This window comes from Azospirillum sp. (assembly GCF_050789165.1).
The window spans coordinates 22,158-44,933 of the sequence record NZ_JBOZRT010000160.1 but is presented as its reverse complement, the minus strand read 5'-3'; the positions used below and the strand labels follow the sequence as shown (position 1 = coordinate 44,933).

The window sequence follows — 22,776 nt, the reverse complement described above, 5'->3', positions numbered from 1 at the left end:
GGCGGGCATCCCGCCCGCGGGCGTAAGAATGGCCAGCCCGGCCGAGTGTGCGCCAGGACCGAGGTCATAAGGGCACAAAAAAGCCACGGGCAGACCGCCGGCGCCGGCATGGCTCGCCCCGCGGGGCGCCGTTCAGCCCTCGTCCAGCAGCCCGTGCGCCTTGTGCCACTCCTCCAGCGACTCGTCCGGGTACTCGTCGTGGCGCGCCTCGCCCGGTCGGGCGTCGACGCGCACCCAGTTGGCCTTGGAGCCGAGCATCATGTGCACCTGCTCCGGCGGTTCCGGCAGCGGGGTGTCGATGGCGCTGGCGAAGGGGTGGACGAGGTCGGGCCAGCGCGGGTCCCACACCCACAGCGCCGACCCGCAGCGCGAGCAGAACCGGCGCTCGCCCGGGCTCGGCTTGCCGTCGACGGTGGCGTGGAAGACGCTGACGGCCTCCGCGCCCTCGACCGTCAGCGTGCCGGCCTTGGCGCCGAGGTTGATCGCGTACCCGCCGCCGCCCGCCGTCTTGCGGCAGATCGAGCAGTAACAGCGCAGGTACGGCACCGGCGCGTACGCCTCCACCGAGAAGCGGACCGCGCCGCAATGGCAGGAGCCTTCAAGCCGCATCGTCGGCCTCCCTTGATTGACGCCCGGCGACTGATCTTGGCCCCTGCCGCGCCCCGTCAACCGGCCGGCCGCAGGTCGTCCTCGATGTAGGCGCGGACGATGGCGTCGAAGCCGGCGTCGCCCTCCAGGCCCAGCGACCGGGCGCGGGCGACGTCCCAGGCGCCGGGCCAGCTGCCGACGATGCGGGTGACGGCCGGGTCCTCCTGCCAGCGCACCCGGGCGGCGACCTCCGGTCCGGCGACGCGCTCCAGCGCGGCGACCATCTCGTCGGCGCGCACCGACAGGCCGGGCAGGTTGATCGCCCGCGCGGTGCCGAGCGCGTCGGAGGGCAGCTCGTGCCCGCGGATCAGGCACTCGATGGCGCGGCGGGGGGAGAGCAGCCACAGCCGCGTGTCAGGCGGCACCGGGCAGACCGCCTCCTCGCCGTTCAGCGGCTCGCGGATGATGCCGCTGGCGAAGGAGGAGGCGGCCTTGTTCGGCTTGCCCGGCCGCACGCTGATGGTCGGCAGGCGCAGCACCCGGCCGTCCACGAAGCCCTTGCGGCTGTAGTCGCCGAGCAGCAGCTCGCCGATCGCCTTCTGCACGCCGTAGGAGGACTGCGGGTTCAGCGCGGTGCCGTCCTGCACCACGTCCGGCAGCGCGCCGCCGTAGACGGCGACCGAACTGGTGAACACCACGCGCGGCCGGTGCCCGGCGGCGCGGCAGGCCTCCAGCAGCCGGCGCGAGGCGTCGAGGTTGATCCGCATGCCGAGGTCGAAGTCGGCCTCCGCCTGCCCGCTGACGATGGCGGCGAGGTGGAAGACCGACGCGGTGTCGGCGTCGACCGCGCCCTCCAACACCGCCGGGTCGGCGATGTCGCCGGTGATCGCCTGGACGCGCGGGTCGTCGAAGCCGTCCGCCGCGACGACGTCGAGCAGGACGAGGCGGTCGATGGGCTGCGGCCGTCCGTCCGGCCCGGCGAGGGTGCCGCGCTCCAGCAGCGCGCGGGCCAGCCGGCGGCCCAGGAAGCCGGCGCCGCCGGTGATCAGAACCTTCATGTCGTGTCCTCCCGTGATCTGATTGTGTTTCGGTGCCGACGGCGTTCTTTCGTCCGTCCTCCACCCAGACCCTCCCCCATCTTCGACGGGGGAGGGAACTCCGCTGCCTTGCCCCTTCCCCCGCTCTCAGCGGATCCGAAGGATCCGCTTGCCGCGTCAGGCGGATCGAAGATCCGCCGAGAGCGATGTGGGGGAAGGATGGGATGGGGCCCGGTGCAGACGCCTTCCGAACCCGCCCCCGTTCAGCGCATCAGCCCCAGCGCCTTGGCGAAGAAGTCCGGCCCGCCGAAATTGCCGGACTTGAGCGCCATCAGCAGGTCGTCGCCGGACCCGGTGGTGCGCAGCACCGGCACGCCGGGGGCGATCTCCGGGCCGACCAGGAAGGCGGGGATGCCCAGCCGGTCCACCGCGGCGCCCGAGGTCTCGCCGCCCGCCACCACCAGCCGCCGCACCCCGGCCGCGACCAGCCGCGCGACGATCTCCGCCGTCGCGTGCTCGATGCGGTGGCTGGTCGCCTCGCGGCCGAAGCGGGCGTGCAGCGCCTCCACGGCGTCGGGCGTGGCGCTCGACGCGATCACCACCGGGCCGGAGGGCAGCCGCTCGGCGGCGAACGCCAGCGCGCGCTCGATCTCCCCGTCTCCGTCCAGCAGCCGCGCCGGGTCCAGCCGCAGCATCGGCATGCTGGCTTCGGCGACGGCGAGCTGTTCCAGCGTGGCGCGCGAGCAGCTGCCCGCCACCACGGCGGCGTGCCCGCCGACCGGAGCCAGCACCGCCCCGGCGTTCCCCGCCGCCAGCCGCACGGTGCCTGCGGCCACCAGCGCGCGGGCGATGCCGAGTCCGAGGCCGGAGGCGCCGGTCGACACCGGCCGCTTGGCCGCCACCGCGCCGATCGTCTCCAGATCGCCGTCCGATACCGCGTCGATGATGGCGGAGCCCATGCCCGCCGCGGCGAGTTCTGCGAGCCGCGCCTCGACGGCGTCGGCGCCCCGCTCGACGGTCGCCCGGTCGACGAGGCCGACGCCGGTTTGCGACTGCCGCGCCAGCACGCGCACCAGGTTGGAGTCGCGCATGGGGTTGAGCGGGTGGTCCTTCAGCGGGCTCTCGTGCAGCGGCACCGGGCCGACGAACAGGTGGCCCATGTAGACGGTGCGTCCGGTTTCCGGGAAGGCCGGGGTGACCATGGCGATGCCGCCGCCCGCCGCCGCGCGCAGCGCGTCGGTGACCGGGCCGATGTTACCCCGGTCGGTGGAGTCGAAGGTCGAGCACACCTTGAACAGCACCCGTGCCGCGCCGCGCGCCGTCAGCCAGCGGTGCGCGTCCAGCGATAGCGCCACCGCCTGTTCGGCGGGGATCGAGCGGCTCTTCAGCGAGACGACGACGGCATCCACCTCCGGCAGCGCCAGCGCGGCGTCCGGCACGCCGATGGTCTGCACCGTGCGCAGCCCCGCGCGCGTCAGCGTGTTGGCGAGGTCCGAGGCCCCGGTGTAGTCGTCGGCGATGCAGCCCAAGGCCAGCGTCATGGCGTTCCCATCCCCCCTCCTATCGTTCGCGGGGACAGGGTAGCGCAGGCCGTGCGGCGCCTCCACCGCCCGTTCGGCGGTGGAGGCGCCGTCACATCATCGCGTAGTTCGGGCCGCCGCTGCCTTCCGGGCAGGTCCAGTCGATGTTCTGCGTCGGGTCCTTGATGTCGCAGGTCTTGCAGTGCAGGCAGTTCTGCGCGTTGATCTGCAGCCGCGGCTCGCCGCCATCGCCACCGGGCCCGGAGCGGACGATCTCGTACACGCCGGCCGGGCAATAGCGGCTCTCCGGCGACTCGTAGAAGGTCAGGTTGACCGACAGCGCCTTCTCCGGGTCCTTCAGGCGCAGGTGGATCGGCTGGTTTTCCTCGTGGTTGGTGTTCGACAGGTACACCGAGGAGAGGCGGTCGAAGCTCACCACGCCGTCCGGCTTGGGGTAGGCGATGGGCTGGCAGGCGCTGGCCGGCTTCAGGCGGTCGTGGTCGGCGGCGTGGCGCAGCGTCCACGGCGCCTTGCCGCGCAGCAGGTAGGTGTCGAGCGCCGCGTAGGCCATCGCCGGCCACAGCCCCCACTTGAACGCTGGCTTGATGTTGCGGGCGGCGTGCAGCTCCCTGGCCAGCCAGCTCGCCTTGAAGGCCGGTTCGTAGCCGACGGCCTCGCACCGGTCCTGCCCGTCGGTGAGCAGGGCGGCGACCGCCTCGGCGGCCAGCATGCCGGACTTCATGGCGGCGTGGCTGCCCTTGATCTTCGGCGCGTTGAGGAAGCCGGCGGTGTCGCCGACCAGCACGCCGCCGGGGAACGTCAGCTTCGGCAGCGACTGCCAGCCGCCCGCCGCGATGGCGCGGGCGCCATAGGCTATGCGCCGGCCGCCCTCGAAGGTCGGGCGGATGGCGGGGTGCGTCTTGAAGCGCTGGAACTCGTCGAAGGGCGAGAGGTGCGGGTTCTCGTAGCCGAGGCCGACCACGAACCCCACCGCCACCAGATTCTCACCCAGGTGATAGAGGAACGAGCCGCCGTAGGTGTCGCTGTCCAGCGGCCAGCCGACGGTGTGGGTGATGCTGCCGGGCCTGTGCTTGGCCGGGTCGATCTCCCACAGCTCCTTGATGCCCAGGCCGTAGACCTGCGGGTCGCTGTCGCGATCGAGGGCGAAGCGGGCGATCACCGTCTTGGCCAGCGAGCCGCGGCAGCCCTCGGCGAAGATGGTCTGGCGGGCGTGCAGCTCCATGCCCGGCGTGAAGAGCGAGGTCGGCTCGCCATCGCGCCCCAGGCCCATGTCGCCGGTGGCGACGCCGCGCACCGCGCCGTCCTCGCCGTACAGCACCTCGGCCGCGGCGAAGCCGGGGAAGATCTCGACGCCCAGCTCCTCCGCTTGGCTCCCCAGCCAGCGGCACACCTTGCCCAGGCTGACGATGTAGTTGCCGTGGTTGCGCAGCGTCGGCGGCGTCGGCAGGCGGAACGAGCCGGTGCGCGTCAGGAACAGGAAGGAATCCTCGCCGGCCGGGGTGTCGAGCGGCGCGCCCTTCTCCTTCCAGTCGGGGATGAGTTCGTCCAGCGCGTGCGGCTCCATCACCGCGCCCGAGAGGATGTGCGCCCCGACCTCGGAGCCCTTCTCCAGCACGCAGACCGACAGGTCGGGTGCCATCTGCTTCAGCCGGATGGCCGCGGCGAGGCCGGACGGGCCGGCCCCGACGATGACCACGTCGTATTCCATCGCTTCCCGGTCGGTGCGCGTCGTCATGTGTCCGGAATCCCCGTCTGGAAAGAAGGGGCGGGACGGCGGCGACCGCCGCCCCGCCGAGGCAGGCTCGGGGGGAACGCCCGGGCAAAGGCCCGGTGTCCGCCGGGGAGCCACTCCGGCGGCGCAGAACTGGTCAAAGCTCCTCCCCCCTCGCGGGGGAGGGGTTGGGGAGAGGGGGAGGAAACGTGGCCGCTTCCAGCGGCGCCACCCTCTCCCCAACCCCTCTCCCGTCAAGGGAGAGGGGCTTTCTTGCTTTAGAGCTGGCTCTCGTCCAGCGCCATCACCGTGGCCGCACCATCGACCACCGACGCGCGGAAGCCCTCGACCTGACCCAGCAGGTGCTCGGCGTAGAAGCGCGCGGTCACCGGCTTGGCGGCCAGGAAGCCGTCGTCCGAAGCACCCTCGGCGAGTTTGCGCAGCGCCGCCCGGGCGCCGATGCCCAGGTAATGCCCGCCGGCCACCAGGCCGAAGGCGTTCAGCAGCGGCACCGCCGCGGCGGCGACCAGCGCCGGCTCCCCCGCGTGGGCGAGGATCCACGCCGCCATCTCGCCGACGCGGCGGGCGGCGACGCCCAACTCGCGGCCCAGCGCCTGGAGGTTGGCGTCGGCGGATCCCGCCATCGCCTCGGCGTTCCTGGCCACGTCGTCGAGGTAGGCGGTGAGGCCGGCGCCCTTGTCGCGCAGCAGCTTGCGGTTCACCAGATCGTTGCCCTGGATCGCCGTGGTGCCCTCGTAGATCGTGGTGATGCGGGCGTCGCGCAGGTGCTGCGCGGCCCCGGTCTCCTCGATGTAGCCCATGCCGCCGTGCACCTGCACGCCGAGCGAGGCGATGTCCTGCCCCGTCTCGGTGCTCCAGCCCTTGGCGATGGGGGTCAGCAGCTCCTCCAGCGTCGCCGCGGACGCGCGGGTGGCCGGGTCGGCGGCGTGGTGGCGGACGTCGTGCGCGGCCGCCGCGGTGTAGAGGATGCCGCGCATCGCCTCGATGCGAGCCTTCATGCTCATCAGCGTGCGGCGCACGTCGGGGTGGTTGACGATCGGCGTGCGGGCGGCGCCCGTCCAGCCGGCCGGCGTGCCCTGCACCCGCTCGCGGGCGTAGGACAGCGCCTGCTGGTAGGCGCGCTCGGCGATCGACAGGCCCTGCAGGCCGACCGACTGCCGGGCGTGGTTCATCATGACGAACATGTAGGCGAGGCCGTTGTGCGGCTCGCCGACCAGCCAGCCGCGCGCGCCGCCCTGGTCGCCGAAGGACAGCACGGCGGTCGGGCTGGCGTGGATGCCCAGCTTGTGCTCCAGCGACACGCAGGCCACGTCGTTGCGCGCGCCGACGGAGCCGTCTTCGTTCACCAGGAACTTCGGCACCACGAACAGCGAGATGCCCTTCACCCCGGCCGGAGCGTCCGGCAGGCGCGCCAGCACCAGATGGACGATGTTCTCCGTCAGGTCGTGGTCGCCGTAGGTGATGAAGATCTTCTGGCCGAACACCTTGTAGCTGCCGTCGCCCGCCGGCTCCGCCCGGGAGCGGATGGCGGCGAGGTCGGAGCCGGCCTGCGGCTCGGTCAGGTTCATGGTGCCGGTCCACTCGCCCGACACCATGCGCGGCAGGTAGGTCTGCTTGATCTCCTCCGAGGCGAACTGCTGGAGCGCGTTGACCGCACCCTGCGTCAGCATGGGGTTCAGCGCGAAGGCCATGTTGGCGGCGTGCCACATCTCCTGCACGGCGGTGTTCAGCACGTTGGGCAGGCCCATGCCGCCCCACTGCGCGTCGAAGGGCAGGCCGTTCCAGCCGCCCTCGACCAGCGTGTTCCAGGCGTCGCGCCACCCCTCGGGCGTGGTGACGGCGCCGTCGTTCCATTTGGCGCCGGTGGTGTCGCCGACGCGGTTCAGCGGGGCGAGCAGGCCGCCGGCGATCTTGCCGGCCTCCTCCAGGATGGAGTCGCGCAGCTCCTCGGTGGCTTCCTCGTAGCCGGGCAGGGCGGCCACGGCGGCGATGTCGGCGACCTCGTCCAGCGTGAAGCGGATGTCGCGCAGCGGGGCGGTGTAGGTCATGCTCAGAGCTCCTTGGCGATCTGCCGCAGCACGTATTTCTGGATCTTGCCGGTCGAGGTCTTCGGCAGGGCGCGGAAGACCACCGTGCGCGGCGCCTTGAAGTGCGCCATGTGCTCGCGGCAGAAGGCGATGATGTCGGCCTCGGTGGCCGTCGCGCCGTCCTTCAGGGTGACGAAGGCGCAGGGCGTCTCGCCCCACTTTGGGTCGGGGCGGGAGACCACGGCGGCCTCCAGCACGTCGGGATGGCGGTACAGCACGTCCTCGACCTCGATGGTCGAGATGTTCTCGCCGCCGGAGATGACGATGTCCTTGGAGCGGTCCTTGATCTCCAGGTAGCCGTCCTCGTGCCACACCGCGAGGTCGCCGGTGTGGAACCAGCCGCCGGAGAACGCCTCTTGCGTGGCCGTTTGGTTCTTCAGGTAGCCCTTCATGACGTTGTTGCCGCGCATGAAGACCTCGCCCATGGTCTTGCCGTCCTTCGGCACCGCCTCCAGCGTGGTTGGGTCGGCGACCATGACCGCCTCCAGCATCGGGCCGCGCACGCCCTGGCGGGACTTCAGCACCGACTTCTGGTCGATCTCCAGGCCGTCCCACTTCTCATGCCAGACGCACAGCGTCACCGGGCCGTACACCTCGGTCAGGCCGTAGACGTGGGTGACCTCCCAGCCCATGCGCTCCATGCCGGCGATCACCGCGGCGGGCGGGGCGGCGCCGGCGGTCATCACCTTCACCTTGTGGTCGATGCCGGCCTTCATCTCGGCCGGCGCGTTGTTGATCATGTTCAGCACGATCGGCGCGCCGCAGAAGTGCGTGACCTTCTCGTCGCGGATGGCGGCCAGCACGGCGTCGGGGCGCACGGCGCGCAGGCAGACCGAGGTACCGGCGACCACCGCCAGCGTCCACGGGAAGCACCAGCCGTTGCAGTGGAACATCGGCAGCGTCCACAGGTAGACCGGGCCGTCGCCCATGCTCCAGGACAGCGCGTTCGACACCGCGTTCAGGTAGGCGCCGCGGTGGTGGTAGACGACGCCCTTCGGGTTGCCGGTGGTGCCGGAGGTGTAGTTCAGCGTGATCGCGTCCCACTCGTCGGCCGGCATGGTCCACGGGAAGTCGGCGTCGCCGGTGGCCAGCAGCGCCTCGTAATCGCATTCGCCGAACAGCTCGCCGCCCGCGTACTGCGGGTCGTCGATGTCGATGACCGGGATCGGTGCCTTCATGGCGGCGACGGCGGGCTTGCCGATCTTCGAGAACTCGCGGTCGCAGAGGAGGATCTTCGCCTCGCTGTGCTCCAGCATGAAGGTGATGGCGGCGGCGTCCAGACGGGTGTTCATGGCGTTGAGCACGGCGCCGGCCAGCGGCACGCCGAAATGCGCCTCGAACAGCTCGGGCGTGTTGGCGGCCAGCACGGCGACGGTGTCGTTCTTGCCGATGCCGCGCTTGGTCAGCGCCGAGGCCAGCTTGCGGACGCGCACGAAGGTGTCCGCCCAGGTGCGGCGGATCGGGCCGTGCACGACGGCGACGCGGTCGGGCCAGACGCTGGCGGCGCGCTCCAGGAACGTCAGCGGCGTCAGCGCGACGTGGTTGGCGGCGGTCTTGTCGAGATGCAGGCTGAACGGGCTGGCAGCACCCATGGTATCGCTTCCTCACTCCAGAGCGTCGACGCGTTGGTCGCATCGTTGGCCCGGAGGGTAGCGGCCCGGGTTTGCGCAAGTTTCTCCGAATTGTTGCGAATTGTGTTCCTCCCTCCCCACGCCCCGCGGGGGGAGGGAAGGGGCCCGCGAAGCGGGAAGGGTGGGGGCTGCGGCTTCGGGGGAAGCCCGTTGCCCCCACCCAACCCTCCCCCGCCGGAGGCAGGGGAGGGCTTTAATTCACCCAGGTGACGTCCGCCGCGAACAGGTAGCCGGCCCCGTACACCGTGCGGATCAGTTTCGGCGAGCGCGGGTCCGGCTCCAGCTTCTTGCGGATGCGCGAGATGCGCACGTCCACCGCGCGCTCGAAGGGCAGGTCGCCGCGGTCCAGCTCCTCGCTCTGCAGCTGCTCGCGCGACAGCACGCGGCGCGGCGCCTTGAGGAGCGCGCTGAGCAGCGCCGCCTCCGCCGCGGTCAGCGTCTCCTTGCGGCCGTCGTCGGATGTGAGCGTCAGGTCGCCGACGTCGAAGGTCCAGCCGGCGAAGCGCGCCTTGGCCGTGGACGCGCCGCGGCCGGCGGCCATCAGCTGCTCGCGCCGGCGGATCACCGTGTTGACGCGGGCGACCAGCTCGCGCGGCTCGAACGGCTTCACGATGTAGTCGTCGGCGCCCAGCTCCAGCCCCAGCACGCGGTCGGACACATCGCCGCGGCCGGTCAGCACGATGACGCCGAAGCGCACGTCCTCCCACAGCTCGCGCACCAGGGTCAGGCCGTCCATGTCGGGCAGGCCGAGGTCGACGATGGCGACGTCCGGCGGCTCGCGGCGGATCGCCGCCTTCCCGGCCTTGCCGGACCCGAAGACCGACACAGCGTACCCGAAGGCGCCGAGCGTCGTGCGCAGCAGATCGCGGACATCGGGATCGTCGTCGACGACGTAGATGAGCTTCTTCGCGGCCATGCGCCTTGTGCGTTTCCCCGGTTTTCTTTTGTCAGGCGTCGGCCGGAAGACGTATGGCCGCCGCCAGTTCGCTCTTTTCCCACGGTTTGCCGAGAATGACCAGACCTTCGGCTTCGCCGTGCTCCTCGGTCGAGAAACCGCTGACCAGGATCACCTGCACGTCGGGCCGCGCCGCGCGCAGGTGGCGGGCCAGGGTCAGGCCGGAGACGCCGGGCATGACGATGTCCGACACCACCAGCCGCAGGTCGTCGATCTGCTCCGCCAGCTCCATCGCCTCCTCGCCGTTGGACGCCTCGATCACCGACAGCCCGAGGTCGATGAGCTGCTGGCGCAGCACGAGGCGCACGTCGTCGTCGTCCTCCACCACCAGCGCCAGCATGCCGCGGCAGGCCGAGGGCAGGGCGCCCGCCGCGACCGGGCCGGGCGTGTCGTCGGGGATGGGCGCCTCGGCCTCGGGCAGCAGCAGGGTGATGGACGTGCCGGCGCGCGGCGCGCTGTCGATGCGGATGTAGCCGCCGGACTGTTTGACGAAGCCGTAGACCATCGACAGGCCGAGGCCGGAGCCCAGCGCCTTGGTGGTGAAGAACGGCTCGAAGGCGCGGGCGGCGGCGCCGGGGGCGAAGCCGTTGCCGGTGTCGCGCACCTGGATCCCGACGTAGCGGCCGGCGGCCGGCGGCTCGTCGAAGCCGCCCGCCGCCGGGTCGGCGCAGGGGGTCACAGAGACGGTCAGCGTGCCGCCCTCCGGCATGGCGTCGCGGCTGTTGAGCGCGAGGTTGACCAGCGCGTTCTCCAGCTGCGTCGGGTCGGCCACCGCCCAGGCGGCGTCCTCCGCTCCCGGCGTGACGAGGACGATGCTGGCCGGCAGGGAGCGGCGCAGCAGCACCGCCGTCTCGCGCACCAGCGCGCACACCTCCACCGGCTGCGGCTTCAGCGGCTGCCGGCGGGAGAAGGCGAGCAGGCGGGCGGTGATGTCGGCGCCGCGGCGGCTGGCGCGCTGGGCGGGCTCCAGGTAGCCGGTCAGCTCCTCCAGGTCGGCGAAGCGCTCGCGCGCCACCGCGAGGTTGCCCAGGATGATGGTCAGCAGGTTGTTGAAGTCGTGCGCCAGCCCGCCGGCCAGCTGGCCGACCGCCTTCAGCCGCTCCGCCTCCTCCAGGTGGCGCTGGCGCTCGGTCTCGTCGGTGACGTCCAGCGTCAGCACGAAGAAGCCGAGCACGGCGCCGCCGGCACCCTGCTGCGGCAGCACCGTGTTGCGGGTGATCAGCGGCCGGACGCCGAGCGCGACCGTGTATTCGAAGGTGGTCGTCTCGCCGGTGCGGGCGCGCGTCAGGGCGGGCGAGAGGTGGTCGTAGGCGTCGGCGGTCAGCGCCTCGCGCAGGCGGCGGCCGAGCACCGGGCCGCGCCGTGTGTGCGGCAGCTCGCACCAGCGCCGGTTGACGAAGCGCAGCCGCTCCTGGCCGTCCAGGTAGGCGATGGCGGCGGGGATGGCGTCGAGGATCAGGCGCTGCCGCGCCTCGGCGTTCTCCAGCGCCGCGGTGCGCTCCTTGACGCGGCTGTCGAGGGTGGCGATGTCGTCCTTCACCCGGCGCACCATGCCGTCGAAGGTGGCGGCGAGGTCGCCGATCTCGTCGTTGCGGACGATGCCGCTCCGGGCGTCCAGGTTGCCGGCGCGCACCTGCGCCGCGGTGTCGGCGAGCCGGCGCAGCGGGCTGACCAGCCGCCGCGCGCCGACGTAGCCCAGGCCGCCACCCACCGCCATGATGACCAGCGACACGGCGAACAGCCGGTTGCCCAGCTCGGTCGAGGAGCTGCGCAGCTCCTCCTCGTAGACGCTGGAGGCGATGTACCAGTCCAGGCCCGGCTCGTGCCGCACCCAGGTGATCTTCTCGTAGGCGTAGTTGTTGGGATCGCTCGGCTTGTCCCAGAGGTAGCGCAGGTAGCGGTTCTCGTGCGCCGCCCGCATCAGCGCCTCGCCGATGAAGGCGCCGGTGGACGGGTCGCGCAGGTCGCCGAACGCCGTGCCCTCGATGTTGGCGTTCGGGTGGATCAGCATCCGCCGCGTGGAATCGAAGATGTAGACGTAGCCCGTGCGGGCGATGCGGATGTTGCGCAGCGCCTGGCGCAGGTCCTCGATGGCCTCGCCCATGCGGCGCTCGATCACCGCGTCCATGTCGTCGAGGTAGGCGCCGGCGCCGATCACCAGCCCGTGCCGCTTCAGGTCGCGGAAGTACGACATCTTCTGCGCCCGCGGGTCGGTGCCCGCCTCGGCGCCGGGCCGCTTCCAGGGATAGGTGTGGTAGCCCTCGCCCTCGCGCCGCGCCCGCTCGATGATGGTCGGCACGATGTAGCGCCCCTGCTGGTCCTGCAGCTCGGCGGCGCTCTGGCCGATCCAGTCGGGGTCGGCGTGCGACAGCAGCACGGCGTCGTAGTTGGTCAGCCAGATGTAGTCGTCCTTGCCGGTCTTGAACGCCCGGAGGCCGTCGTAGATCAGGCGCTCCGCCTCGGCGCGGGTGATCTCGCCGCGCTCGTGGCGGTCGAGGACGTAGTCGATGTAGCCGGCGGCCAGCGTCACCCGGGCCCGCATCTCCGACTTGAAGGTGTCGATGATGGTGGTGCGCTGCTCCTCGATGTTGGAGCGGATGCGGCCGACCATCTCGTGCACGTTGTCGAGGATGGTGCGGCTGGCGTCGAGTTCGATCTGGTACGCCTTCTCCTTCACCAGCGGCACGGACAGCAGGTAGTAGGCGGAGGAGAACAGCACGACCACCAGCAGCACGCTGGAGAACAGGCGGAGGAACAGGCGGGAGTGGGCCATGGCACCGGACGCGGCGGAGGCGGACGGGCGGACTGTGGACCCGATGGCCTTGATGGGGCAAGGGTGATGCTGTCCCTCCCCTGCCTCCGGCGGGGGAGGGAGGGACCCGCGCAGCGGGAGGGTGGGGGCTACGGCCTCTCGGGCAGGCCGCTGCCCCCACCCAACCCTCCCCCAGCAGGGCTGGGGGAGGGCTCGGGCCGCTGCCGCAAATTTTTGCAGCCGACACAATTCGTCACAATTGGGGGAAAATCAGGAAACAATGGGTTGGTAGGAACATCCCCCATTAAAACCAAGTTTCGGGGGAAACATGTCCGATCCTGTCTACCAGCGGGTTCGCCAGAATCCGAAGTTCCAGGCGCTGGTCCAGAAGCGGGGACGGCTGGCGCTGGTCCTGTCGCTGATCGTGCTGGTGTCCTACTACGCGCTGATGATGGCCGTCGCCTTCGCGCCCGACGCGCTGCGCACGCCCGTCGGGCAGGGATCGGCCATCTCCATCGGGTTCCCGATCGCCGCCGTCATCATCGTCATCTCCTGGCTGCTGACCGGTGTCTACTCGTACTTCGCCAACGGCGAGTTCGAAGACCTCAACAACCAGATCGTGGCGGAGAGCGAGCGATGAGCAAGGCCTTTCTCGGCACCCTCGCCGCGGCCCTGCTGGCCGCCGGCCCGGCGCTCGCGGCCGGCGACATGGGCGCCGCCGACAAGCAGGCGGTCAACCCCACCGCCATCGCCATGTTCGTGGCCTTCGTCGGCCTGACGCTGGCCATCACCTACTGGGCCGCCAAGCGCACCCGCACCGCGTCGGACTTCTACACGGCGGGCGGCGGCATCTCCGGCTTTCAGAACGGCCTGGCCATCGCCGGCGACTACATGTCGGCGGCGACGCTGCTCGGCCTGTCGAGCATGGTGTACCTGACCGGCTTCGACGGCGTGGCCTACATCGTCAGCTTCTTCGTCGGCTGGCCGATCATCCTGTTCCTGATGGCGGAGCGCCTGCGCAACCTGGGCCGCTTCACCTTCGCCGACATCGCGTCCTACCGCCTTGATCAATCCAAGGTGCGCACCTTCGCGGCGATGGGCTCGCTGACCGTGGTGTGCTGCTATCTGGTGGTGCAGATGGTCGGCGCCGGCCAGCTCATCAAGCTGCTGTTCGGCCTGGACTACGCGATCGCCGTGGTGCTGGTGGGCGTGCTGATGGTGATCTACGTCACCTTCGGCGGCATGATCGCCACCACCTGGGTGCAGATCATCAAGGCCTGCCTGATGCTGGGCGGCGGCCTGCTGCTGCTGCTGCTGGTGCTGGTGCAGTTCGGCTTCAGCCTGGAGACCATCGCCGCCAAGGCCACCGCCGCCCACAAGGCCGGCGTCAAGATCATGGGCCCGGGCGCGCTGCTGGCCGACCCGGTGTCGACGGTGTCGATGTCGCTGGGCCTGGTGTTCGGCACCTCGGCGCTGCCGCACATCATGATGCGCTTCTTCACCGTCCCGAACGCCAAGGAGGCGCGCAAGAGCGTGTTCGTGGCGTCGGGCCTGATCGGCGCCTTCTTCCTGGTGGTCGCCATCCTCGGCATGGCCGCGATCTCCATCGTCGGCACCGACCCGAAGTACTTCGAGGGCGGCGCGGTCGGCGGCAAGCTGATCGGCGGCAACAACATGCCGATCATGCACCTGGCCCAGGCGATGGGCGGCGACCTGCTGCTCGGCTTCATGTCGGCGGTGGCCTTCGCGACCATCCTGGCGGTGGTGGCGGGCCTGGCGCTGGCCGGCGCGTCCTCCATCGCGCACGACCTCTACGCCCGCGTCATCTGCAAGGGCAAGGCGACCGAGGCGCAGGAGATGCGCGTGTCCAAGCTGTCGTCGCTGGCGCTGGGCGTCATCGGCGTGGTGCTGGGCATCCTGTTCGAGAAGCAGAACGTCGCCTTCCTGGTCGGCCTGACCTTCGGCATCGCGGCCTCGGCCAACTTCCCGGTGCTGATCCTGTCCATGTACTGGAAGGGCCTGACCACCCGCGGCGCGCTGTGGGGCGGTCTTGCCGGCCTCATCTCGGCGGTGACGCTGGTCATCCTGTCGAAGACGGTGTGGGTCGCGGTGATCGGGTACGCGCAGCCGATCTTCCCGTACGAGCACCCGGCGCTGTTCTCCATGTCGCTGGCGTTCCTGGTGACCATCGTGGTCTCCAAGCTGGACAGCAGCGCCCGCGCCAAGGCGGAGATCGCCGCCTACGAGGACCAGTACGTCCGCTCGCAGACCGGCATCGGCGCCGCCGCCGCGTCGGCGCACTGAGCTGGCGCACCGTTCGGGGGAGAAGGGCCGGGGGCGGCGACGCCTCCGGCCTTTTTCCATTCATCAGCGTCCGATGCGTCCCACGGCCGCATCGCGCCCGGCGGCGTTCCGCGGTATGACGGGGGTCGCGCGCGACCGGAGCTTCCGCGTTTGTTGGGCAACGTGACCACCAACGAAACATGCCCGCTGCGGCTGGCGGGATACTCCTGCCAGGGGTGCACGTCGGAAGGCGCGCCCTTCTGCACCCGCACCCACGCCCCGGTGTACAGCTACGTCGCCGCCTTCGCGCTGCTCGCCATCCTGGTCGCCATCTTCGTCATCTCCCTGCACGTCTATTTCCCGGCGAACCGTTAGTCCGGATCCCCAATCAACCACCCTTCGAAGGGTTATTGACAAGCGCCGCCGCGCCGGGTAGATGAGAATGATTATCAGTTGCGGACTAATCAAATCGGGGGATTGAAAACGGTGACGACGGAGAACGCCGACCCGGGGCCACAGCGCCCCGGCGGGGACGCCAGCGCGGAGCCGGGCGCGGTGGAGGTGGTCGAGGCCGCCGACCTGCTGCGCGGCGCCAACGAGATCGTCATCCGCCACGCGGGCCAGAACTACCGCCTGCGCATCACGCGGGCCAACAAGCTGCTTCTGATCAAGTAACGCCTCCCACACTCCGTCCCAGCCAGCCAGCGCATCCCGCGCGAGCCAGCCAGGCCATCGTCCAACGCTCATTCATGGACCTGACCCATGCTCGCTTCGCGCTCGCTGCCGTATCTGGCGCCCTTGCCATTCGTCCTTCTGTTCGCACCTCCCGCCCTGGCCGCGGATGACGCCGTCCAGCTCGGCCCGGTGTCGGTCACCGCCACCCGCTCGGAAAAGTCCGTCTACGACACGCCGCAGACCGTCACCGTGATCGGCGGGGAGGAGCTGGAGCGCCGCAGCCAGGGCAGCCTGCGCGACATCACCCGCTACGAGCCCGGCATCGACATCGGCAACCAGCCGGCGCGGGCGGGCTCCACCAACTACACGATCCGCGGCATCGGCGAGAACCGGGTGCGCGTGCAGATCGACGGCGTGCGCGTCCCGGACTTCCCGGAATCCAACGCCGGCCCCGGCACCTACACCCGCGACTTCGTCGACCTAGAGACGCTGAAGCGCGTGGAGATCGTGCGCGGCCCGGCCTCCGCCCTGTACGGCAGCGACGCCATCGGCGGCGTCGTCGCCTACGTCACCAAGGACCCGGAGGACTATCTGGCGCGCGTCGGCAAGGACTGGGCGGCGGTGGTCAAGGGCGGCTACGACTCCGCCGACAACAGCCTGTCCAAGACGCTGATCGCCGCCGCCCGCGCCGCTTGGGCCGACGTGATGGTCGCCTACACCCGCCGCGACGGCCATGAGGTCAAGCCGAACGGCAGCGTCGCGCCGAACCCGCAGGACTTCGGCTCCAACAACGTGCTGGCCAAGCTGGTGGTGCGGCCGAGCGAGTCCGACAAGCTGCGCTTCACCGTGGAGTCCTTCCAGCGCCGCACCGAGACCGACGTGCTGAGCGAGCGCACCGCCACCGTGCTGAACAGCTTCGGCGACGACGACACCAAGCGCCTGCGCGTCAGCGTCGATCACGTCCACACCGCTCCCATCGGCTTCGTCGACCGGCTGGAGTGGCGGCTCTACGCCACCCGCGTCACCCGCGGCGAGGACACCGAGCAGCTGCGCCGCAGCGGCACCACGCTGTCCCGCCGCATGACCAACCTGGACTTCCGCCAGTCCATCGTCGGCGGCGACGTGCAGATGACCAGCGCGGCGACGCTGTTCGGGCTGAAGAACACCTTCACCTACGGCGCCAGCCTCGACCGCGCCGAGACCAGCCGCCCGCGCGACCGCTACGAGACCAACCTCGCCACCGGCGCGGTGACGCGCAGCTTCTCCGGCGGTCCCGGCGTGCCGGCCGAGGTGTTTCCGAACAAGAACTACCCGGACACCACCACCATCCAGGCCGGCGCCTACGTGCAGGACGAGGTGGCGGCCGGGCGCTTCACCTTCACGCCGGCGGTGCGCGTCGACTACTACAAGATGACGCCGCACCCCGACGCCGAGTTCCGCACCAGCAACTCGGCCAACCGCCCGGTGCAGGAGGTGTCGGACTTCGCGGTGTCGCCCAAGCTCGGCGTCACCTACGCGCTGACCGAGCAGTACAAGCTCTACGGCCTGTACGCCCGTGGCTTCCGCAGCCCGCCGTTCGACAGCGCCAACAACGGCTACGTCAACGGGCCGCAGCGGTACGAGATGCTGCCCAACCCCGACCTGAAGGCGGAAACCAGCCACGGCTTCGAGGCCGGCCTGCGCGGCCGCTTCGCCGGCGGCAGCAGCTTCGGCGTCAACGCCTTCTACAACCTGTACGACGACTTCATCGACAGCCAGGTCATCGGCACCCGCAGCGGCATCACGCAGTACCAGTACCGCAACCTGCCGCAGGTCGAGATCTGGGGCCTGGAGGCGCGCGGCGAGTGGCGCCTGGCCCCGGAATGGGCGGTGTTCGGCACCGCCGCCTACGCCCGCGGCAAGGACACCAGCACCGGCCTGCCGGTGGACAGCGTGGCGCCGCTCACCGGCGTTCTCGGCGTGCGCTACGACCACGCTTCGGGCTTCGGGGCGGAGGTGATCGGCCGCGGCGCCGCCAAGCACGAGCGCGTCAGCCAGCCGTCCTACTTCCAGACGCCCAGCTACGTCGTCGCCGACGCCACCGTGTCCTACGAGTACGACCCGACGGTGACCATCAACGCCGGCGTCTTCAACATCTTCGACCGCAAGTACTTCGGCTACCGCGACGTGACCGGCGTCGCCGCGAACCGGGCCGACCTCGACCGCTTCGCCCGGCCCGGCCGCACGGTCGGCGTCAACGCCACCATCCGCTGGTGATGCCATGACCCGTCTGGTTGTCCTCCTCGCCGCCCTGCTGTCCCTGGCCTCGCCCGCGTGGGGCAAGAGCGTGCTGTTCCTCGCCGCCCAGCCGACCCAGGCCGGGAAGTTCCAGCGCATTCAACCGCTGGCGGCCGAGATGGGGCTGGAGGTCGAGTACCGCTTCGTCGAGACGCTGCCTCCGGACGTCGGGGCGGCCGAGCTGTCCCGCTACGGCCTCGTCGTCATCGACGCGCCGTACGGGGCGGCGCTTGGGGCCGCCCAGGCCAGGCTGGGGCCGGTGATGAAGGGGATCACCGCGCCCTGGCTGTGGATCCAGTCGAAGACCGTCGAATCCAGCGGCGTGCCCGAGGACATGGCGCAGCTCCTGCGCACCTACTACATGAACGGCGGGCGGGCGAACTTCAGCGGCTTCCTGTGCCAGATCGACCGGACGGTCTTCCGCGCGGAGCGGGCGGCGTGCGCGCCGCCGCAGGAGTTCCCCGACGCCGCCATCTACCACCCCGATCATCCCGGCCGCGTCTTCCCCGATCTCAAGGCCTATCTGGCGTGGAAGGGGATCGACCCGGCCACCCGGCCGCCGGTGGTGGCGATCCTCTTCCACCAGGCCTATCTCGGCGCCGAGCTGACCGGGTTCCTCGACGACATGGTGCGCCGCATCGAGGCGACCGGCGCGGTCGCGTTGCCGCTCTACACGCCGGCGATGGGGAACGGCGACATCACGCGGCTGGTGTCGGTGGGCGACGCCCGGGTCGCCGACGTGCTGATCAACACGCAGATCGTTCTCAACGCCGAGGGCCGCAAGGCGGAGTTCGAGCGGCTCGGCATCCCCGTCCTGCAGGCCATGCCCTACCGCAAGGGCGAGCAGGCGGACTGGGAGCAGGACACCGCCGGCGTCTCCACCACCGACATCCCCTTCTATCTGGCGCAGCCGGAATACGCCGGCATCAGCGATCCGATCATGGCCGCCTTCACCCGCAAGGCGGACGGCGACATCGTCACCATCGACGCGCAGGCGCGCGCGGTGGTGAACAAGGCGCTGGCGCTGACCCGCCTGCAGCGGACGCCGAACGCCGAGAAGAAGGCGGCGATCCTGTTCTGGAACTACCCGCCGGGCGAGAAGAACCTCGGCGCCTCCTTCCTCAACCTGCCGCGCAGCCTGGAGAGCACGCTCGACGCGCTGAACGCCGCCGGCTACCGCGTCGACACGCGCGGCGAGGAGGCGCTGGTCGAGGACCTGACCGCGCTGCTGTCGCCCTTCTACCACGACGACGAGCTGGAGGATCTGCTGAAGCGCGGGCTGGCCGAGGCGTTCCCGATCGCCCGCTACCGCGCGTGGTTCGACGCCCTGCCGCAGGACGTGCGCGCCGCGGTGACCGGCCGCTTCGGCGACCCGGAGACGTCCGCCATGGCCGCCGAGGTGGACGGTGAGCGCGTGTTCGTGGTGCCGCGCCTGAAGCTCGGCAACGTCACCATCCTGCCGCAGCCGCCGCGCGGCGAGAAGTTCGACGACCGCGAAAAGGCGATGTACCACGACACCAAGGTGCCGCCCTCGCACTTCTACCTCGCCACCTACCTGTGGGCGCGCGAGCAGTTCGGCGCCGACGCCCTGATCCACTACGGCACCCACGGCACCGAGGAGTGGCAGCCGGGCAAGGAGCGTGGGCTGTCGGTGGTCGACTTCCCCTACCTCGTGCTCGGCGACACGCCGGTGCTCTACCCGTACATCGTCGACAACATCGGCGAGGCGTTGCAGACCAAGCGGCGCGGCCGGGCGGTCACCATCTCGCACGCCACGCCGTCCTTCGCGCCGGCCGGGCTGCACGGCGACATCAACCGCCTGCACGACATGCTGCACACGTGGCTGAACATGGACGACGGCGAGGTCAAGGCGAAGACCGCCGCCGACCTCCGCGCCCTCGTGATCGAGCTGAAGATCGACAAGGACATGGGCATCGACCCGGCGGCCATCGACCGCGATTTGCGGGCGTTCGTCGATTCCCTGCACAACCACCTGCACGATCTGGCGCTGCAACAGCAGCCGCTCGGCCTCGCCACCTTTGGACAGCCGGCGGAATCCGACCTGCGGCTGTTCACCGTGATGCAGATGCTCGGCCGGCCGCTCCTGACCGCGCTGATGCCCGACGACCCGGAGGAGATGGTCGTCACCGACTACACCAAGCTGCGCGACACCGAGGCGTGGCGCCTGCTCGACCGCCACGTCCGCAACGGCGAGTCGTACGCCGGCAACCCCGCGGTGGCGGATCTGCTGGAGAAGGGCCGCGGCTTCTGGCTGGCGCTGGCCGGCAACCAGGAGAACGAGGGGCTGCTGGCCGGCCTCGCCGGGCGGCTGGTGCCGACCTCCTACGGCGGCGACCCGATCAAGAACCCGGACAGCCTGCCGACGGGCCGCAACCTCTACGGCTTCGACCCGTCGCGCGTGCCCACCAAGCAGGCCTGGGAGGCCGGGCGCGAGGCCGCCGAGAAGCTGATCGAGCAGCACCGGCAGGCCAACGGCCGCTACCCGGAGAAGCTGGCCTTCTCCCTGTGGTCGGTGGAGACCATGCGCCACTTCGGCATGCTGGAGGCGCAGGCGCTGGCGGTGATGGGCTTCCGCCCGACCTGGGACGCCGGCGGCCGCATCACCGGCGTCGAGGCGATCCCGGCGGCCGAGCTGAAGCGCCCGCGGGTGGACGCGGTGATCTCCGCCACCGGCCTCTACCGCGACCATTTCCCGAACGTCATGAAGATGCTGGCCGAGGCCGCCAAGAAGGCGTCGGAGCTGGACGAGCCCGGCAACGCCGTCGCCGCCAACGCCCGCCGGATTGAGACCGCGCTGCTCGGCCAGGGCGTGCCGGCGGCGGAGGCGAAGCGGCTGGCGCAGACGCGCGTGTTCTCCTCGGAGTCCGGCGCCTACGGCACCGGGCTGGACAACGCCACGCTGGCCTCGGACACCTGGGGCACCGGCAAGGACGGCAAGGAGGACCGCGCCGAAGGCGACCGCAAGCTGGCCAACCTCTACCTGAACCGCATGCAGTTCGCCTACGGGCCGGACGAGTCCAAGTGGGGCGAGAAGCCCCCGGTGAACGCCTTCGCCGAGCATCTGAAGGGCGTGGACGGCGCGCTGCTGTCGCGCAGCTCCAACCTCTACGGCATGCTCACCACCGACGACCCGTTCCAGTATCTGGGCGGCATAGGGCTGGCGGTGCGCCAGCTCACCGGCAAGTCGCCGGAGCTGTACATCTCCAACCTGCGCGAGTCCGGCAACCCGCGCACCGAGACCGCCGCCGGCTTCCTCGCCAAGGAGATGAAGAGCCGCTACTTCCACCCCGGCTGGATCTCGGAGATGCAAAAGCAGGGCTACAGCGGCACGCTGGAGATCCTGGACACCGTCAACAACCTGTGGGGCTGGCAGGCGACCGCGCCCGAGGTGGTGCGCGACGACCAGTGGGACGAGCTGAAGGCCGTCTACGTCGATGACAAGCTGAACCTCGGCATCAAGGAGTGGTTCGAGAAGAACAACCCGCACGCCCAGGCCCAGGTCATCGAGCGCATGCTGGAAGCCGCCCGCAAGGAGTACTGGCACGCCGACCCCAAGGACGTCGCCCAGCTGGCGCAGCGCTGGCAGGAGTTGGCGGAGCGCTACGACGTCACCACCGACAACAAGACGTTCCAGGCCTTCGTCGCCCAGGCCGCCGGCTTCGGCCTGAGCGACGCCGCACCCCCGGCGGAGGCGGCGCCTCCGGCCCCGGAGCCCGCCGCCCAGTCCCAGCCCCAACCGCAAGCCCAGCCCGTGCAGGGACAGAAGCTGGAGAAGCAGGAGCAGGCGGCCGATCCGGCGCCCTTCCCCTGGTCGATGCCCGCCGCCGTGCTGATCACCCTCCTGGCCTTCGTCGCCGGCGCGCGCCACCAGTCGCGCCGCCCCTCGCGCGTCTTCGTCTCACAAGGACTCTGAGCCCATGCAAGCCTCCATCGAGACCATCCTGTACCAGGCCAGCCAGCTGTTCATGCTGCCGGTGCTGCTGGCGGTGGTCGTGCTGTTCCTCTACGCCTTCTACGCGCTGGGCGCGTTCCTCTGGCAGGCGCGGCAGCGCTGGGCGGGGGAGGGGGCCGGCTTCGACCTGCTGGCGACCTGGTGCGACGACCACCGCCTGACCGCCACCGAGCTGGAGACCCTCGCCTTCAAGCGGCTGGAGGCGCCGCGCATCGCCACCCGCGTGGCGCCGATGCTGGGCCTCGTCGCCACCATGATCCCGATGGGTCCGGCGCTGAAGTCGCTGGCCGACGGGCAGCTGGCGGCGGTCAGCGCCAACCTGACCGTCGCCTTCTCGGCGGTGATCCTGGCGCTGCTGGCGGCCTCCATCACCTACCTGATCGTCAACGTCCGCCGCCGCTGGTACGCCGAGGAACTGCTGGAGATCGAGCACCGCCGCACCGGCCGCCCCGACATCCAGACCGCCAACGACGCGCCCGAGGCCGTCTACGCCCTGGCCCAGGGGGATGCGACGTGAGCCAGAAGCTGCTGGAGGAGGCGGAGGCGGACGACCCGATCCTCTCCGTCGTCAACCTGATCGACGTGTTCCTGGTGATCATCGCGGCGCTGCTGCTGGCGGCGGCGAACAACCCGATGAATCCGTTCAGCGCCGACAAGGTCACCATGATCAAGAACCCCGGCCAGCCGGACATGGAGATCGTCGTGAAGGATGGCGAGAAGCTCGAACGCTACAAGTCCAGCGGCAGTGTCGGCCAGGGCGAGGGCACCAAGGCCGGCGTCGCCTACCGCTTGAAGGACGGCTCCATGCTCTACGTGCCGGAGTGACGCCATGGGCATGCGGTGGGACGACCTGACCTTCGCGCAGCGCTTCGCGGTGTGGAGCCTGCGCCTCTGGCTGGCCGAGCGGATGGGCGACGAGACCGCGTGCGGCCGGTGCGCCGCCGCCTTCGCGGTCGCCGGCGTGCCGGAGGCGCGGCTGGCGCTCGACCGGCTGATGCGCTGCGTCGACGACCTGCCGTCCCGTCCGGTCAGGCTGGCGCCGGTGAACCAGCCCTCGCTGTCGGACGACGAGGCGCTGCTGCTGCGCGCGCTGGCCGTGGCGCAGGCCGGCGGGCAGGTGGACGGGCGGCTGATGCTGCGGCCGATGTTCCGTCCCGACGTGTGCGGCACCGTGCAGCGCCACTGCGCCGACTACGCGCGCGCCCTCGGTTCCGCGGGACTCGATCTGGCGGGGGCCGCATGAGG

17 protein-coding genes are annotated in these 22,776 nt (G+C 70.8%); 9 read left to right on the top strand and 8 right to left on the bottom strand.

Going from position 1 to position 22,776, the window contains the following annotated elements:
• Nucleotides 1-132 precede the first annotated feature (132 nt).
• The 8 genes from ACRWK7_RS34145 to ACRWK7_RS34110 form a co-directional block, all read right to left on the bottom strand.
• Nucleotides 133-609, bottom strand: a complete 477-nt coding sequence (locus tag ACRWK7_RS34145) for a GFA family protein (RefSeq protein WP_431862151.1) — start codon at nt 607-609, stop codon at nt 133-135.
• 56 nt (nt 610-665) lie between these two features.
• Entirely contained in the window at nt 666-1,646 is a 981-nt protein-coding gene (gene denD / locus ACRWK7_RS34140) for a D-erythronate dehydrogenase (protein WP_431862149.1), read from the bottom strand.
• A gap of 242 nt (nt 1,647-1,888) precedes the next feature.
• Nucleotides 1,889-3,166, bottom strand: coding sequence for a 3-oxo-tetronate kinase (otnK, locus tag ACRWK7_RS34135; RefSeq protein ID WP_431862148.1), 1,278 nt, complete (start codon nt 3,164-3,166; stop codon nt 1,889-1,891).
• 91 nt (nt 3,167-3,257) lie between these two features.
• Nucleotides 3,258-4,901: an electron transfer flavoprotein-ubiquinone oxidoreductase gene (locus tag ACRWK7_RS34130; protein WP_431862146.1), complete on the bottom strand. Its 1,644-nt coding sequence runs from the start codon at nt 4,899-4,901 to the stop codon at nt 3,258-3,260.
• A 254-nt stretch (nt 4,902-5,155) separates the two neighbouring features.
• Nucleotides 5,156-6,946: an acyl-CoA dehydrogenase family protein gene (locus ACRWK7_RS34125; protein WP_431862144.1), complete on the bottom strand. Its 1,791-nt coding sequence runs from the start codon at nt 6,944-6,946 to the stop codon at nt 5,156-5,158.
• A gap of 2 nt (nt 6,947-6,948) precedes the next feature.
• On the bottom strand, nt 6,949-8,577 hold the full coding sequence (locus ACRWK7_RS34120; protein ID WP_431862142.1) for an acyl-CoA synthetase: 1,629 nt from the start codon (nt 8,575-8,577) through the stop codon (nt 6,949-6,951).
• Between the two features lie 232 nt (nt 8,578-8,809).
• Nucleotides 8,810-9,532, bottom strand: coding sequence for a response regulator transcription factor (locus ACRWK7_RS34115; protein WP_431862140.1), 723 nt, complete (start codon nt 9,530-9,532; stop codon nt 8,810-8,812).
• A 31-nt stretch (nt 9,533-9,563) separates the two neighbouring features.
• Nucleotides 9,564-12,344 (bottom strand): cache domain-containing protein, encoded by a 2,781-nt coding sequence (locus tag ACRWK7_RS34110; protein WP_431862138.1) that lies wholly within the window; start codon nt 12,342-12,344, stop codon nt 9,564-9,566.
• Between the two features lie 307 nt (nt 12,345-12,651).
• On the opposite strand from ACRWK7_RS34110, the gene ACRWK7_RS34105 reads away from it, so the two are divergent.
• The 9 genes from ACRWK7_RS34105 (at nt 12,652) to ACRWK7_RS34065 (ending at nt 22,774) form a co-directional block, all read left to right on the top strand.
• Nucleotides 12,652-12,963, top strand: a complete 312-nt coding sequence (locus tag ACRWK7_RS34105) for a DUF485 domain-containing protein (RefSeq protein ID WP_431862136.1) — start codon at nt 12,652-12,654, stop codon at nt 12,961-12,963.
• Entirely contained in the window at nt 12,960-14,627 is a 1,668-nt protein-coding gene (locus ACRWK7_RS34100) for a cation acetate symporter (protein ID WP_431862134.1), read from the top strand. The genes ACRWK7_RS34105 and ACRWK7_RS34100 overlap by 4 nt, the downstream gene beginning before the upstream one ends.
• Nucleotides 14,628-14,789: 162 nt before the next feature.
• Entirely contained in the window at nt 14,790-14,981 is a 192-nt protein-coding gene (locus ACRWK7_RS34095) for a hypothetical protein (RefSeq protein WP_431862132.1), read from the top strand.
• 111 nt (nt 14,982-15,092) lie between these two features.
• Complete coding sequence (gene hemP, locus ACRWK7_RS34090; protein WP_431862130.1) at nt 15,093-15,281, top strand: hemin uptake protein HemP; 189 nt, start codon at nt 15,093-15,095, stop codon at nt 15,279-15,281.
• Between the two features lie 87 nt (nt 15,282-15,368).
• Nucleotides 15,369-17,537, top strand: coding sequence for a TonB-dependent hemoglobin/transferrin/lactoferrin family receptor (locus ACRWK7_RS34085; protein ID WP_431862128.1), 2,169 nt, complete (start codon nt 15,369-15,371; stop codon nt 17,535-17,537).
• A 4-nt stretch (nt 17,538-17,541) separates the two neighbouring features.
• Entirely contained in the window at nt 17,542-21,492 is a 3,951-nt protein-coding gene (gene cobN, locus ACRWK7_RS34080; protein WP_431862126.1) for a cobaltochelatase subunit CobN, read from the top strand.
• Nucleotides 21,493-21,496: 4 nt separating this feature from the next.
• Complete coding sequence (locus ACRWK7_RS34075; protein ID WP_431862124.1) at nt 21,497-22,048, top strand: MotA/TolQ/ExbB proton channel family protein; 552 nt, start codon at nt 21,497-21,499, stop codon at nt 22,046-22,048.
• Nucleotides 22,045-22,356 (top strand): DUF2149 domain-containing protein, encoded by a 312-nt coding sequence (locus tag ACRWK7_RS34070; RefSeq protein WP_431862122.1) that lies wholly within the window; start codon nt 22,045-22,047, stop codon nt 22,354-22,356. Before ACRWK7_RS34075 ends, ACRWK7_RS34070 begins: the two co-directional genes overlap by 4 nt.
• 4 nt (nt 22,357-22,360) lie before the next feature.
• Nucleotides 22,361-22,774, top strand: coding sequence for a hypothetical protein (locus ACRWK7_RS34065; RefSeq protein WP_431862120.1), 414 nt, complete (start codon nt 22,361-22,363; stop codon nt 22,772-22,774).
• Nucleotides 22,775-22,776: the final 2 nt, after the last annotated feature.